5 protein-coding genes are annotated in these 15,343 nt (G+C 71.5%); 4 read left to right on the top strand and 1 reads right to left on the bottom strand.

All coding sequences use genetic code 11. The features are described 5' to 3' along the window. Window positions 1-5 precede the first annotated feature (5 nt). On the top strand, window positions 6-9,455 hold the full coding sequence (locus CLV71_RS04955; protein ID WP_133901404.1) for a type I polyketide synthase: 9,450 nt from the start codon (window positions 6-8) through the stop codon (window positions 9,453-9,455). A 195-nt stretch (window positions 9,456-9,650) separates the two neighbouring features. Here the strand turns inward: CLV71_RS04955 and CLV71_RS04960 are convergent, their stop codons facing one another. Next, the gene (locus CLV71_RS04960; RefSeq protein ID WP_133901405.1) at window positions 9,651-10,265 is read right to left on the bottom strand and encodes a hypothetical protein; all 615 of its coding nucleotides are present in this window, start codon (window positions 10,263-10,265) and stop codon (window positions 9,651-9,653) included. A 249-nt stretch (window positions 10,266-10,514) separates the two neighbouring features. Between CLV71_RS04960 and CLV71_RS04965 the strand changes: the two genes are divergently transcribed. From CLV71_RS04965 to CLV71_RS04975, 3 genes are read left to right on the top strand one after another with little or no spacing between them, the layout of a single operon-like run. Next, window positions 10,515-14,129 (top strand): type I polyketide synthase, encoded by a 3,615-nt coding sequence (locus CLV71_RS04965; protein ID WP_208297391.1) that lies wholly within the window; start codon window positions 10,515-10,517, stop codon window positions 14,127-14,129. Between the two features lie 7 nt (window positions 14,130-14,136). Then, a complete protein-coding gene (locus tag CLV71_RS04970; RefSeq protein ID WP_133901406.1) occupies window positions 14,137-15,045 on the top strand; it encodes a 3-hydroxyacyl-CoA dehydrogenase family protein in 909 nt (302 codons plus the stop codon). A 19-nt stretch (window positions 15,046-15,064) separates the two neighbouring features. Beyond that, entirely contained in the window at window positions 15,065-15,328 is a 264-nt protein-coding gene (locus tag CLV71_RS04975; RefSeq protein WP_133901407.1) for an acyl carrier protein, read from the top strand. Window positions 15,329-15,343 lie beyond the last annotated feature (15 nt).

Raw genomic sequence — 15,343 nt, forward strand, 5'->3', positions numbered from 1 at the left:
CTCCGATGACCAGCGAACCTACACCGTACGACTCGGGAGAGGACGCCGGCGCAGAAGACCTCGCCGGTGACATCTCTGGCGACATCGCCATCGTCGGCGTCGCGGGCCAGTTCCCCGGCAGCCGCGACGTGCGCGAGCTGTGGCGGAACCTGCGTGCCGGCAAGAACCTGATGACCCAGTTCTCCGACGAGGAGTTACGGGCTTCGGGTGTGTCGGACGAGCTGCTCGACGACCCCACCTATGTCCGCGTCGGCTCGATCCTCGACGACGTCGACAAGTTCGACGCCGGCTTCTTCGGCTACGCGGCACGGGAAGCGCAGGTGATGGACCCGCAGCAGCGGCTTTTCCTGCAGAACGCGTGGCACGCGCTGGAGGACGCCGGCGTCGACCCCGACCGCGCCAAGGGCGCGATCGGTGTCTTCGCCGGTGCCCAGCTGTCCACCTACATGGTGAACAACATCGCGCCGCACCCCGGCCTGATCGAGAACACCGGCATGGTGTTCGTGGGGCTGGGCAACGACAAGGACTCCCTGCCGACGCGGGTGTCGCACGCGTTCGACCTGACCGGCCCGTCCTACGGCGTGCAGAGCTACTGCTCCACGTCGCTGGTCGCGGTGTCCGCGGCGTGCAGCAGCCTCGTGATGGGGGAGTCGGACTACGCACTGGCCGGTGGCGTCGCCGTCACCGTGCCGCAGCGGGTCGGCTACCTGTACGTCGAGGCGGGCATGTCCTCACCGGACGGCATGTGCCGCGCCTTCGACGCCGAGGGCAAGGGCACCCCGCTCGGCAACGGCGTCGGCGTGGTCGTGCTGCGCCGCCTCGAGGACGCGCTCGCCGACGGCGACCGCGTCTACGCGGTCATCCGCGGCTGGGCGGTCAACAACGACGGCTCGATGAAGGTCGGCTTCACCGCACCCGGCGTGCGCGGCCAGGCCGGTGTCGTGGCCGAGGCGCTGGCCGCGGCCGGGCTGTCCCCGGCCGACATCGACTACGTGGAGGCCCACGGCACCGGCACCCCGCTCGGCGACGCCGCCGAGATCGCCGCGCTGCAGCAGGTCTTCGACGTCGAGGAGGTGACCAGGGTCCGGGTCGGCTCGGCCAAGACCAACATGGGCCACCTCGACCGGGCCGCGGGTGTCACGGGCCTGATCAAGGCGTCGCTCGCCATGCACAACCAGGTGATCCCGCCGACGGTCAACTACGCGACCCCCAACCCGCAGCTCGTGCGGAGCAAGGGCCGCATCGAGGTGGTCACGGAGCTGACCCCGTGGGAGCGCAACGACGAGCGGGTCCGCAGGGCAGGCGTCAGCGCGTTCGGCATGGGCGGCACCAACGCGCACGTGGTGCTGGAGGAGGTCACGCCTGTCGACCGCGAGGACCGGGAGGACGCCCGTCCGCACCAGGTGCTGGTCTGGTCGGCACGCACCGCCACAGCGGGCACCGCCGCGACCGAGCGGCTCGCCGCCACCCTGTCCGACCTGGCCGCCGGTGAGGTCACCGACGGGGGCGCGGTCGAGCTGGCCGACGTCGCCTACACGCTGCAGGTCGGCCGCAAGGTCTTCCACGAGCGCAGGGCGGCCGTCGTCGCCGACGCGGCCGACGGCGCGACCGCGCTCGGCACCGACGCCGCACAGCGCGTGCTGACCCGGTCCGACGCGAGCACGAAGCGGCCGGTCGGGTTCCTGATCGCCGGGGTCGGCGAGCACTACAAGGGCATGATCGGTGGGCTGTACCGCAGCGAGCCGGTCTTCCGCGCGGCCATCGACGAGTGCGCGGCGATCTTCCGCGCCGAGCTGGGCAGCGACCCGCTGGCCGAGCTGGTCGCCGACGAGAAGTCGAACGGCGCGGACCTCGCCCGCCTGCTCGGCCGCACCGCCCCCGGGGAGGACGAGTCCACCTCGGCCACCGAGGTGGTCCAGCCCGCGGTCTTCGCGGTCGACTACGCACTGGGCAAGCTGCTCATGGCGTGGGGCATCGAGCCGAGCATCCTCGCCGGGTACAGCGTCGGCGAGTTCGCCGCCGCCGCACTCGCCGAGGCGCTGACGCTCGACGAGGCCGCCCGCCTGGTCTCGGTGCGCGCCAAGCTGATCGCCGGACTGCCCGCCGGTGCGATGGCGGCCGTCCCGCTGTCCGTCGCGGAACTCGGCAAGCTGGTCGGCGCACCCGCCGACCTCGGTCTCGACGTGGCCGCGGTCAACGGCACGCAGATGATCGTGGTGGCCGGTCCCGTGGCCGCGGTCGAGGACCTGACGAACCGCCTGGCCGAGCACGACGTGCCGTGCCGGCGGCTGCGCACCGCGCACGCGTTCCACTCGCGCATGCTGCGCCCGGTCGCCGACGAGCTGACCGCGTGGGCACGGGAGAACCTGTCGCCGAAGGCACCCAGGATCCCGTACCTGTCCAACGTGACCGGCGCGGTCATCACCGAGCGCCAGCTGCGTGACCCCGGCTACTGGGCCGAGCACATGTGCCGCACCGTCAAGTTCGCCGACATGCTGGCGACGCTGCTCGCCGAGGGTGAGCCGGCGCTGGTGGAGATCGGGCCGGGGCAGTCGCTCGGCGCGATCACCCGCAACCACCCGGACTGCCCGCCGAACCGGTGGCCGCTGCTGGTCCCGACGCTGCCCGCCGAGGCCGACCCGCGCGCGGACACCGAGGTGCTCGCCGAGGGCCTCGCCAAGCTGTGGCTGTCCGGTGTGGACATCGACTGGCACGCCTACCACGAGGACCGGCTGCCGAGGAAGGTGTCGATCCCGAACTACCCGTTCGAGAAGCAGAGCTACTGGATCGACCCGCCCGCCGCCGCACCCCGGCAGAGTGTGCAGGCCCCCGCCGTGCTGGCGGCAGCGCCGGTCGTCGAGGCCAGCGCGGACGACAACGCGCGGTTCTGGGGTCCGGTCTGGGCGCCGACGCCGCTCGGCGTGCCGGACGGCACCGCGCCGACCGGTCCGGTGTGGATCCTGACCGACGGCCACGGTGTCGGCGAGGCACTGGCCGCCCGGTTCGCCACCGACGGCCGACAGACCGTCGTGGTGCGACGCGGCGAAGCCCTGGCGGAGGGTCCTCAGTGGACGATCCGGCCGGGTGAGGCCGAGGACTACGAGCGGCTGTTCACCTCGGTCGGCGCACCGAGCGAGGTCGTGCACCTGTTCGGCCTCGACGACGGCGACCCGCGCCTGCTCGGCTTCGACAGCGTGTGCCGGCTGACCGCGTTGCTGGGCAGCGAGGTCGCCGACCCGGTGCGGATCACCGTGGTGACCTCCTCGGCGCGGCCGGTGCTCGACACCGACGTGCCGGACCCCCACCGCGCCACCGTGTACGGCGCGTGCATCGTCGCGAGCCAGGAGTTCGCCGGGCTGCTGGTCCGCTCGGTCGACGTCACGCTCGGGGACACCCCGTCCTCGATCGCCGCGGGGCTCCACGCGGAGTCACGCGTCGCGGACGCCGCGAACGCCGTGGCACTGCGCGACGGCACCCGCTACGTGCTCGACATGCGCCCGACCCCGGCCACGGACAACGTGCCGGTGCCGGTCAAGGCGGGCGGTGTCTACCTGATCACCGGTGGGCTCGGCCCGGTCGGGCGACTCATGGCCGGGCACGTCGGTGCCGGTGGCGAGAACACGATCGTGCTCGCCGGGCGCAGCGGCCTGCCGCCGGAGCAGGAGTGGGACGCGCTCATCGCCGAGGGCGACACGCGTGCCGAGCGCCTCCTCGCGGTGCGGCAGCTGCGTGAGGGCGGTGTCCGCGTCGAGGTGGCCGCGGCCGACATGACCGACGAGACGGCCGTGCGCAGGCTCGTCGACGACCTGTTCACCCGCCACGGCAGGCTCGACGGCGTCATCCACCTGGCCGCCAACACCGACCCGAGCACGTTCGGGCCGATCACCGAGCTGCGCCCCGACCAGGTCGACGCGCACTTCGGCGGCGGCAAGATCGACGGCACCGTGGCACTGGAGACGGTGCTCGCCGACTACGACGTCGAGTTCGTGGTCCTGTTCTCGTCGATGTCCGCGGTGCTCGGCGGTCTCGGGTTCGCGCCGTACGTCGCCGCGAACACGTTCCTCGACACCATTCCCTACCGGCACCGCGACGACGCCACCCGCTGGGTCGCCATCAACTGGGACACCTGGGCGGCCACCGCGGCCATGATCGACGACGGCGGCATCGGCGACCTCGGCGCCACCATGGTCGAGTACTCGATGTCCGAGCAGGAGGCGCTCGACGCGTTCGACCACGTCCTGGCACACCCGCTGCCGAGGACCACGGTCAGCGCGGGCGACCTGCCGCAGCGGACCAGGCAGTGGCTGGTCAAGGACATCACCGAGGCCACGTCGTCGTCGGGGGTGCGCCTGCCAAGGCCGGACCTGCCCCAGGACTTCGTGCCCGCGACCAACGACCTCCAGCGGCTGCTCGCCGGGGTGTGGGAGGAGATGCTCGGCATCGACCGGGTCGGTGTGCGGGACAACTTCTTCGACCTCGGCGGCACCTCGCTCATGGGCCTGCAGCTGGTCAAGAAGATGCAGAAGGCGTCGGGTGCCACGGTCTCCGCGGTCAACCTGTTCGAGGCGCCGACCGTCCACGCCATGGCCCTGCTGATCGAGAGCAAGGGCGGCTCCGCCACGCCGAAGCCGGCCGAGAAACCGGTCGAGAAGAAGGTGGAGACACCCGCGCGGGCGGCGGTCACCACCGCGCCGCGCGGCGACGAGTACGGCGACAAGATCGCGATCATCGGTCTCTCCGGCCGGTTCCCCGGCGCGAACGACGTCGGCCAGTTCTGGCGGAACCTGTCCAACGGCGTCGAGTCGGTCACCACGTTCTCCCCGGAGGAGCTGCTCGACGCCGGTGTCTCGCCGGACCTCGTGAACGCGCCCAACTACGTGCCCAAGCGGCCCGTGCTGGACAACATCCGCGAGTTCGACGGCGCGTTCTTCGGCTACAGCCCGCGCGAGGCGGAGATCACCGACCCGCAGCACCGGCTCTTCCTCGAGGTCTGCTGGGAGGCACTGGAGGACGGCGGCTACGGCACGTCGGACGGCCGGGGCCGGGTCGGCGTGTTCGGCGGCAGCAACATCAGCACGTACATGATCCGCACGCTGATGGCGTCGAAGACCACCGACGTCGGCGAGGTGGACGCCTACCAGTTCATCATCGGCAACGACAAGGACTCGCTGACCACCAGCATCTCCTACAAGCTGGGGCTCACCGGGCCGAGCTTCACGGTCCAGACGTTCTGCTCGACCGCGCTCGTCGCCACGCACCTCGCCTGCCAGAGCCTGCGCCACAACGAGTGCGAGCTGGCGCTGGCGGGCGGTGTCTCCATCCACGTCCCCGACCGCGTCGGTCACCTCTACGTGCCGGGTGGGATGGAGTCGCCGGACGGCAAGGTGCACACGTTCGACGCGGACGCGCAGGGCACGATGTTCGGCGACGGCGCCGGGGTGGTGCTGCTGAAGCGGCTGTCCGACGCCGTGCGCGACGGGGACACCGTGTACGCGGTCATCCGCGGCTCGGCGGTCAACAACGACGGCTCGCTGAAGGTCGGCTACACCGCGCCGAGCGTGGTGGGCCAGTCCGACGTGGTCGCCGACGCCATGGCCAACGCGGGCGTCACGGCCGAGGACATCGGCTACGTCGAGGCACACGGCACGGCGACCCCGCTGGGCGACCCCATCGAGGTGGCCGCGCTGACCAGGGCCTTCGGCGACACCGAGCAGAAGCAGTACGTCCCGATCGGCTCGGTGAAGACCAACATCGGCCACCTCGCCGCCGCCGCGGGCATCAGCGGTCTGATCAAGACCACGATGGCGTTGCGGCACAAGCAGATCCCGCCGAGCCTGAACTTCAACCGGCCCAGCCCGGAGATCGACTTCGAGAACAGCCCGTTCTACGTCAACACCGAGCTGTCCCCGTGGGAGTCGCGGGGCGGCAAGCCCAGGATCGCCGGGCTCAACTCGCTCGGCATGGGTGGCACCAACGTCCACATGATCATCGAGGAGGCACCCGCCCCGGCCGAGCCGGCCGTGACGCAGGAGTCCCCGGACCGCCGCTACGAGCTGATCAGGGTGTCCGGGCGCAACGCCGCCTCGGCCGACCAGTCCGTGCGGCAGCTGGCCGACCACCTGGCCCGCAGGCCGGACGTGCCCCTGCGGGACGTGGCGAACACCCTGCACCTCGGGCGCGAGACGTTCGAGCACCGCAGGGCGTGGGTCACCGACTCGATGGCCGAGATCGTCGCGACCGCGGGTGGCGCCGACCGCGCGCTGCCGCCGGGCGTGCTCACCCGCGCCGAGCCCAACCGGGCCCGGCCGGTGAACTTCATGTTCGCCGGTGTCGGCGAGCACTACCCCGGCATGATCGTCGAGCTGTACCGCAGGGAGCCGCTGGTGCGCTCCATCGTGGACGAGTGCGCGGCGGTCATGCGGGAGGCGCTCGACGTCGACCTGCTGCCGCTGCTCACCGCGCCGAGGAGCGCGGGTGGCGGCCAGGACTCGGCGCTGCTCGCCATGCTCGGCCGCTCGGCGGAGGAGACCGACCCCAACCGGGAGGCGTTGCGCCGCACCGAGATCGCGCAGCCCGCGGTGTTCGTCGTGGAGTACGCGGTGGCCAGGCTCCTGATGAGCTGGGGCATCCAGCCGTCGGTGATGCTCGGCTACAGCCTCGGCGAGTACGTCGCCGCGTGCCTCGCCGGTGTCCTCCCGCTCGCCGACGCGCTACGGCTGGTGGCGTTCCGCGCCGACCTCATCTCCCGGCAGCCCGCCGGTTCCATGCTGGCGGTGCCGAGGTCCCCGGAGTGGCTGACCGACCGGTTCGGCGACCTGGGCGAGATGGGCATCGACATCGCGTCCGTGAACGGCCCGGAGATCACCGTCCTCGGCGGTGAGCCGCAGGTGATCACCGACTTCGCGGCCCGGCTCCAGCGTGACGACGTGCCGAGCACGAAGCTTCTGACCACGCACGCGTTCCACACGAGGATGCTGGCGCCGCTGGCCGCCGAGCTGACCGCGTGGGTGAAGGAGAACCTGCGGCCGAGGGCACCCCGGCTGTCCTACATCTCCAACGTGACGGGGAAGCTGGCCGACGAGGCGCTGGTGACCGACCCGGAGTACTGGGCACGGCACATGTGCTCGACGGTGCGCTTCGCCGACGGTCTCGCGCAGCTGCTCGCCGACCAGGACCCGGCACTGCTGGAGATCGGGCCAGGCCAGTCGCTCTCGGCGATGACCAGGGTGCACCCGGACTGCGCACGCGAGCGATGGCCGCTGGTGACGGCGACGCTGCCCGCCTCGGCCGACCCGCGCCCGGACGACCGGACGATCACCGACGCGCTGGCCGTGCTGTGGCTCGCCGGTGTCGAGATCGACTGGGCCGCCTACCAGAACGCGCGCCCGGTCCGCCGGGTGCCGCTGCCCACCTACCCGTTCCAGCGCCAGGAGTACTGGCTCGCGGGCGAGTCGACCCAGGCCGCCCCGGCCACGGTCGCGACGTCCGCGACACCCGACGCGGCCAGCGCGCTGACCGGGTTGCCCCTCCTGCCGGAGGAGCAGTGGGTGCACACGCCGGTGTGGCACCAGACCGCGCCGCGTGCCGGTGCGCTGCCCTCGGCACGCTGGCTGGTGTTCACCCACGAGCCTGCCGAGGAGCTGCGTACGCGGCTGACGGCGAGGTTCGAGGCGGCGGGCGGCAGCGTCGTGCTGGTCCGGCCGGGCGAGGCGTTCGCCTCGACCGCCGACGGCTACGTCGTGCGGCCGGGGGAGAGCGCGGACCTGCGTGCGCTCCTGCGTGAGCTGCGCGACGGCGCGGGACTGCCCGAACGGGTGCTGCACCTGTGGACGGTCGCGCCGCCCGCGGAGCTGGACCTCGACGTGGTGGACACGGGCGTCGCGGTGGGGCCGCACAGCATCATCGCCCTCGCGCAGGCGGCGAGCGACGTGGGTGTCGAGGGCTACACGATCGACATCGTCACCTCGGGCTTCTCGCCGGTGACCGGTGCCGAGCGGATCCGGCCGGAGGTCGCCACGATCCTCGGTCCGGTGCGGCTCGTCCCGGTCGAGTACTCGGGGGTGAGCTGCCGGCTGATCGACCTCGACCCCGCCGAGCTGGCCAACCCCGCGCGGGTGGTCCCCTCGGTCGTGGCCGAGATCGGTGACCCCGAGGTGATGAGCCTGGTCGCACTGCGGGCCGGGCGGCGCTGGCTGCTCGACTACGAGTCGGTGCCGGTCGCCGACGACGGTACGAGCCTGCTGCGCGACAAGGGTGTCTACCTGATCACCGGTGGCCTCGGCGGCATCGGTCTCGCCATGGCCGAGCAGCTCGCCGTCGCGTGCGAGGCACGGCTGGTGCTGTTCGGCCGCACGGGTCTGCCGCCGCGTGACACGTGGGACGCCGTGCTGGCGAGCGACAAGACCGGAGCCGAGGTCCGCAGGCGCCTGGAAGGCGTGAAGCGGGTCGAGGAGCTGGGTGCCGAGGTCCTGGTCGTCACCGGTGACGTGGCCGACCGGGCGGACGTCGAGGCCGCGGTGAAGGCCGCGACCGGGCGGTTCGGTGGCCTCGACGGCGTGCTGCACGCCGCGGGGGTGCCGGGTGTCGGCCTGATGCAGTTCAAGACCAAGGCGGAGATCGAGAAGACCCTCGCGCCGAAGGTCGCGGGCACGCTCGCGCTCGACGCCGCGCTGGCCGACCACGAGCTGGACTTCCTCGTCCTGTTCTCGTCGATCACCTCGGCGACCGGCGGTGGTCCCGGCCAGGTGGACTACTGCGCGGCCAACTCGTTCGTCGACGCGTTCGCCCACGCGACGTCCCAGCGGTCCGACGGTCGCCGGACCGTCGCGATCAACTGGGGCGAGTGGGAGTGGAACGGTTGGGAGGCAGGGCTTTCCGGGTACAGCCCGGAGGTGGCCCAGTTCTTCCGGGACTACCGGGCGGAGTTCGGCATCCCCTTCGCGGCGGGCTGGCGCTCGCTGCTGCGGGCACTGGGTACCGGGCTCACGCAGGTCGCGGTGACCACGCAGGACTTCGCGAAGCTGGCCGTCGCGGGCAGCGGCGTGACGGTCCAGGAGATCGCGGCCCTCGGTGTGGCCGACGAGGAGTCGACCGGCGGCCGGCACCCCCGGCCGGAGCTGAGCGTCGCCTTCGTGGCGCCGGACGGCGAGACCGAGGTCGCGATCGCCGAGGTGTGGGCCGACATGCTCGGTCTGGAGCGGGTCGGCACGGCGGACAACTTCTTCGAGCTGGGCGGCAACTCGCTGGTGGGCGTGGAGATCATGATCCGCATCCGGCGGCGGCTCGGGATCGAGGAGCTGGCACCGCACGTGCTGTACGAGGCACCCACGGTCGGTGCGCTCGCCAGGCTGTTGAGCACCGAGGCGGGCGAACAGCCCGTCGTGGACATCGTGGCCGCGCAGGATCGGAGCAACGCGCGTAAGGCGAATCTCGCCCGCCGCAAGCGCGCTTCCTGACGGCCACCTGGTCGAAAGGCGCGTCCGGGGAATTCGAAACCCCCGGACGCGCCTTTTCGTGTCCGACCGGAGACCCCCGTGCACTGAAGGACGCCTTCCTTACGCTGGGCGTTATGAAGGACGCCTTCAGTGCATTCCAAAAAAAGCGGCCCACACCATTGGATGGCGTGGGCCGCTCGGGGTTGGTTCCGGTTGTCAGCCGGTGACGATGAGCTGGTTCTCCTTGACCAGCGAGATGCCGCCGCTGACCGCCTTGCGGGTGCCGTCGCCGGAGTCGAACTCGTCACCGGGGGAGTAGGCGCCCGACGTGGTCTTGCCGACGCCGATGCCGCTGACGCCGCTGGCGCCGTAGTAGGAGCGCTGCACCGAGGCGACCGTCGTGGCGCCGGTGTTCCAGTGGATCGTCTCGGTGGTGACCGTGCTGACCGCCAGTCCTCCGATCGTCGTCGCGGTCCCCGTGATGCTGATCGTCGCCGAGTGGATGTTGGGGTTGACCTGGGCCACGCAGTCGGTGGCCGTGCCGGAGCCCGTGACCGCCTTGGTGGCCGTGTTGACGGTGACGCTGATCGTGCCCTCGCTGCACTCGATGAAGTCACTGGCCACGGCGGACGGCACGAAGTCCGGCACGCTGCCCTGTGCGTCGGCGGCCGATGCGATATCCCCCGCGGTGACCGCGGGCGCGGCCCCCCTGGTGACGCCTGCCGACACGGCTCCGGCGGTCACCGGGAGAATCGCCGCGGCCGTGACCGCAGTGACCGCGATGACCGCGGCGTTGTACAGTCCTCGACGCTTGGAACGGTCCTTCAGCATTTAGACCTCCGCAGTACGTTTTGATGTGCCATAAAATTGTAGTAATTCGATCACCATCGATCGCCCATTGGCGCACCATTGTCCGGTAATCGCCTGCCGCCTCGTGCATTGTGCCGCAGTTACCGGCAGGTGGGCGGTGTGTGGACTTCGTCCGAATACTGTTGGCTGCGGCAGTCGATTGGGGGCAGCCCGCAGAGAAGTACGGCTTCTTGCACTGGTGACCAAAACCTGCGGCGGTGAGAATTCGAGATGTTGGAACGCGACGAGGACTCGATGGTGGCCATCGTCGGCATGTCCGGGCGTTTCCCGGGTGCCGACGGTGTCGAAGAATTCTGGGAGAACCTCGCCGCCGGGGTTCCCGCGATCCGTGACCTCACCGAGGACGAGCTGCTCGCCTCGGGTGTGGAGCCCGCGCTGCTCGCCGACCCGAGGTACGTGCGCGCGGCGGCGCCGCTGCGCGACATCCAGCACTTCGACGCGGCGTTCTTCGGCTTCAGCCCGCGCGAGGCGGAGGTGACCGACCCACAGCACCGGCTGTTCCTGGAGTGCTGCTGGGAGGGTATGGAGAGCGCCGGCTACCAGCCGAACCGGATGCCGGGGCGCGTCGGCGTGTTCGCCGGCTGCGGCGTGAGCAAGTACGGCTTCGGCAACGTGCGCCAGCGGCCCGACGTCATGGCCACCACCAACGAGGTGCAGTGGGCCGTCGGCAACAACAGCGACTCGCTGTCGAACATGGTCTCCTACAAGCTCGGGCTCACCGGCCCGGCGCTGGCCGTCCAGAGCTTCTGCTCGACGTCGCTCGTCGCGGTGCACCTGGCGATCCAGAGCCTGCTGACCTACGACTCCGACGTCGCGGTCGCCGGTGGCGCGTCCCTCGAGGTGCCCCAGGCCGCCGGCTACCTGTACGAGGAGGGCAGCATCCTGTCCCCGGACGGGGTGGTGCGCACCTTCGACGCCGACGCGGACGGCAGTGTCGTCGGCAACGGCGTCGGTGTGGTCGTCCTCAAGCGCCTGTCCGACGCCCGCCGCGACGGCGACCACATCCACGCGATCGTGCTCGGCTCGGCGTCCAACAACGACGGCCGGACCAAGGTCGGCTTCACCGCGCCCGGCGCGGACGGCCAGGCCGAGGTGATCGCGTACGCCCAGTCGGTCGCCGAGGCGCCGCCGGAGACCATCGGCTACGTCGAGTGCCACGGCACCGGCACGAACCTCGGCGACTCCGTCGAGCTGGCCGCGATGGACCGGGTCTTCCGCGACGCGCCGGGTGACGCCGTCACCGTGCTCTCCTCGATCAAGCCGTCTGTCGGCCACCTGGACCGCGCCTCGGGCGTGGCGGGGCTGATCCGCGCGACCATGGCCGTGCGGCACGCCGTGCTGCCCGGCACCCGCAACTTCCGCTCCCCGAACCCCGCGCTCGCGGCCAGTGGCGCCCGGTTCACCGTGCTGACCGAGTCGACGCCGTGGCCCGCGGGGGAGCATCCCCGCAGGGCGGGTGTCAGCTCGTTCGGCCTCGGCGGCACCAACGCGCACGTCATCCTCGAGGAGGCCGGTCCGGCGCCGGAGCGGCCGACCGAGGACGGCCCGCAGGCGCTCGTCCTGTCCGCCAGAAGCGAGGAGGCGCTCGACGCGGCCGTCGACGAGCTGCGTGCGCACCTCGCGAGCCACCCGGACCTCGACCTCGCCGACGTGGCGTTCACGCTGCAGGCCAGCCGGGCCGGGTTCGCCCACCGCGTCGCGGTGGTCGCGACCGACCTCGACGACGCGGTCCGCGCCCTCGGCGACGAGGCCCGCCAGCGCCGGGCGACGCCGGACACCACGGCCGCCACGGTCGTCCCCGAGGACCTGGCGTCCGCGGTGGACCAGTGGCTGGCAGGCGCCGACATCGACTGGCCCGCACTGCACGACGGCCACCGCAGGCGCGTCCCGCTGCCCACCTACCCCTTCCAGCGCGTGAAGTACTGGATCGACCCGCCGACGGCCCGCCCCGGCGTCCCGGCCGCGGCACCCGAGGCACCGCAGTTGTTCGGCGCCTCCGCGGACCGCGATCTCGGCAACTGGTTCTACCACCCGACGTGGCGCCGCGTTCCCCTGGCGCACAACGATGTCACGGACAGGCTGACGGCTCGCGGCCCCTGGTGGGTGCTCGCGAACGACCCGCTCGGCGAGGCCGTCGCCGCCCGCATCGGCGCACTCGGCGCGGACGTCGTGCTGGTCCGGCCGGGCACCGGGTACACGAGTGACGACGCCCTGCCGGTCCGCACGGTCACGGTCGACCCCGACCTCCGTGCCGGCTACACGCGGGCGATCGAGGAGTTCGGCCGTCCCGGCACCGTGCTGCACGCGTGGAGCCTCGGTGCGGCGGCCTCGGCCGGGACGGATTCCTTCGCCGACGCGCAGGACCTCGGTTTCCACGCCACCCGGGCACTCACCGGCGCACTCGCCGACGCACGGGAGGCCGGCGCGGTCGAGCTGGTCCTGTGCACACAGGGCGCCGTCGAGGCCGTCGGCGGTGACCTCACCCACCCGGAGCAGGGCACGATGAGCGGCCTCGGCCCGGTGATCGGGCAGGAGGTCCCGAACGTCACCTGCCGGCTCCTCGACATCGACGTGCCCGGCTGCCTCGCCGCACACGGCGACGTGGCCGCGCTGGCCGCCGAGGTCGTGGCCGAGGCGTGCACCGGCGTCCGCGACCAGGTCGCGCTGCGCCGCACGGACCGCTGGGTGCAGACCTACGACCAGCTCCGCGTCGACGAGGTGCCCGCCGCACGCCGCCCGATCCCGCAGGGCGGCACGGTGCTGATCACCGGCGGCCTCGGCGACGTCGGCATCGTGCTCGGCGAGCACCTCGCGAGGACCCGAGGCGTCAACCTCGTGCTGACCGTCCGCACCCCGCTGCCCCCGGAGCACGAGTGGGCCACCTACCAGGCCGAGCACCCGCACGGCGACCGCGCGAACCGGCACATCCGCACGTTGCGACGCCTGCGTGAGCACGGTGTGCCCGTGCTCGCCCTGGCCGCCGACGTCGCCGACCGCGAGCAGATGGCCGCCGTCGTCGCGAAGGCGCGGGAGCGGTTCGGGCGCATCGACGCGGTGATCCACGGCGCCGGTGTCTCGGGCCCGGAGTACTTCGACCTCACCGCGGAGATGACCCGCGCACAGGTCGACGCCCACTTCACGGCCAAGATCGCTGGTCTTCGGGTGCTCCAGGACGTGCTCGGTGACACCGACGCGCCGCTGCGGGTGACCGTGTCCTCGCTGGCCTCCATCCTCGGCGGTCTCGGCTTCGCGGCCTACGCCGGGGCGAACTCCGGCATGGACACCTACGCCAGGGCGCTCGACGGCCGGTGGCTGACCGTGAACTGGGAGGGCTGGGGTCTGCGTGGCGAGGAGGACCACCCGATGCCGGCCACCACCATCATGGAGTACTGGATGCGGGAGGACGAGGGCGTCGAGGTGTTCGAGCGCTCCCTCGCCCTCGCCGGCCGGGTCAGCCAGCTCGTGACGTCCAGCGGCCTGCTGCTGCCGCGGCTCGCGCGGTGGACCGACGTGCGTGCGCCGGAGGCGGGCGACACGGTCCAGCAGCGGCACCCCAGGCCGCCACTGTCCATCCCGTACGAGCCACCCGCGCCGGGCGACGAGGCCGCCATCGCCGAGATCTGGTGCGAGGTGCTCGGGATCGCGGACATAGGCGCCAACGACAACTTCTTCGAGCTTGGTGGCCACTCACTGACGGCGGTCCGCCTGATGGGCCGGATCCGGGTCACCTACGGCGGTGTGCCGATCACGGCAGTGATCGAGCACCCGACCATCCGCGAGCTCAGCAAGGTGCTGGCCGCCTCGGACGCGACCGACGGGAAGTGACAGGGATATGACGGTGGTAGGAGTGGTCGGCGCCGGCCTCATGGGCGCGGGCGTCGCACAGAACTTGGGCATGGCAGGGCACTCCGTCGTGCTCGTCGACATCAGCGAGGACGCGCTCAGCGCCTCGCTGGACCGGATCCGGCTGAACTGCCGGATGAGCCGGATGCTCGGCGGGCCCGCCGTCGACGGCGACGAGGTGCTGGCCAGGATCACGACCAGCACCGACCTCGCGGCCCTGGCCGACGCCGAGGTGGTGATCGAGAACATCACCGAGGACGAGGCGCTCAAGCGCGCGCTCTACCCGCGCCTCGACGAGGTGTGCCGGCCGGAGTGCGTGCTGGTGGCCAACACCTCGGCCATCCCGATCACCAGGATCGGCTCGTGGACGGGACGCCCCGACAAGGTCGCGGGCGTGCACTTCATGAACCCCGTGCCGATGAAGCCTGCCGTCGAGTTCATCCCCGGCCGGCACACCTCGCCCGAGTCGCTCCAGATCGTGCGTGACCTGCTCACGTCGATGGGCAAGAAGGCGATCGACGTCAAGGACGCGTGCGGGTTCATCTCCAACCGGCTCTCGCACGTGTTCATGAACGAGGCCGCGTACCTGGTGTACGAGGGGGTTGCCGACGCCGAGACGATCGACGAGGTGTTCCGCAGCTGCTTCGGCCACCCCATGGGTCCGCTCGAGACGGCGGACCTGATCGGTGTGGACACCATCCTGCAGAGCATCGAGGTGCTCTACGAGCACTTCGCGGACAGCAAGTACCGTCCCTGCCCCCTGTTGAAGCACATGGTCGACGCGGGGCACCTGGGACGCAAGTCGGGCGAGGGTTTCTATCGCCACAGCAACGATTTATCGCAACCAGCCGGAGGTCGCGGTCACCTGACCGCGGTCCGCACCGGCTCCGCCAACTGAGGAAGGTCCGGCGAAACCCATGTCCAACACCACACGTGCCGAGATCCGGGCGTTCATCACGGCCAAGTTCCCGGCCATCGACATCACCGACGACCAGGACATCTTCGCCCTGGGCTTCGTGAACTCACTGTTCGCCATGGAACTGGTGCTGTTCATCGAGAAGGCCTTCGGCACGCGCATCCCCAACGACGAGCTCAAGCTCGACCACTTCCGTTCCGTGGAAGCGATGGAGTCCCTCGTGGTGCGCCTGACGGCGCCCGCGAGCAAGGCCTCCGGCGCCTGAGCCGGGAACAGGAGA

It is taken from the genome of Actinophytocola oryzae (assembly GCF_004364325.1).
Lineage (GTDB): Bacteria > Actinomycetota > Actinomycetes > Mycobacteriales > Pseudonocardiaceae > Actinophytocola > Actinophytocola oryzae.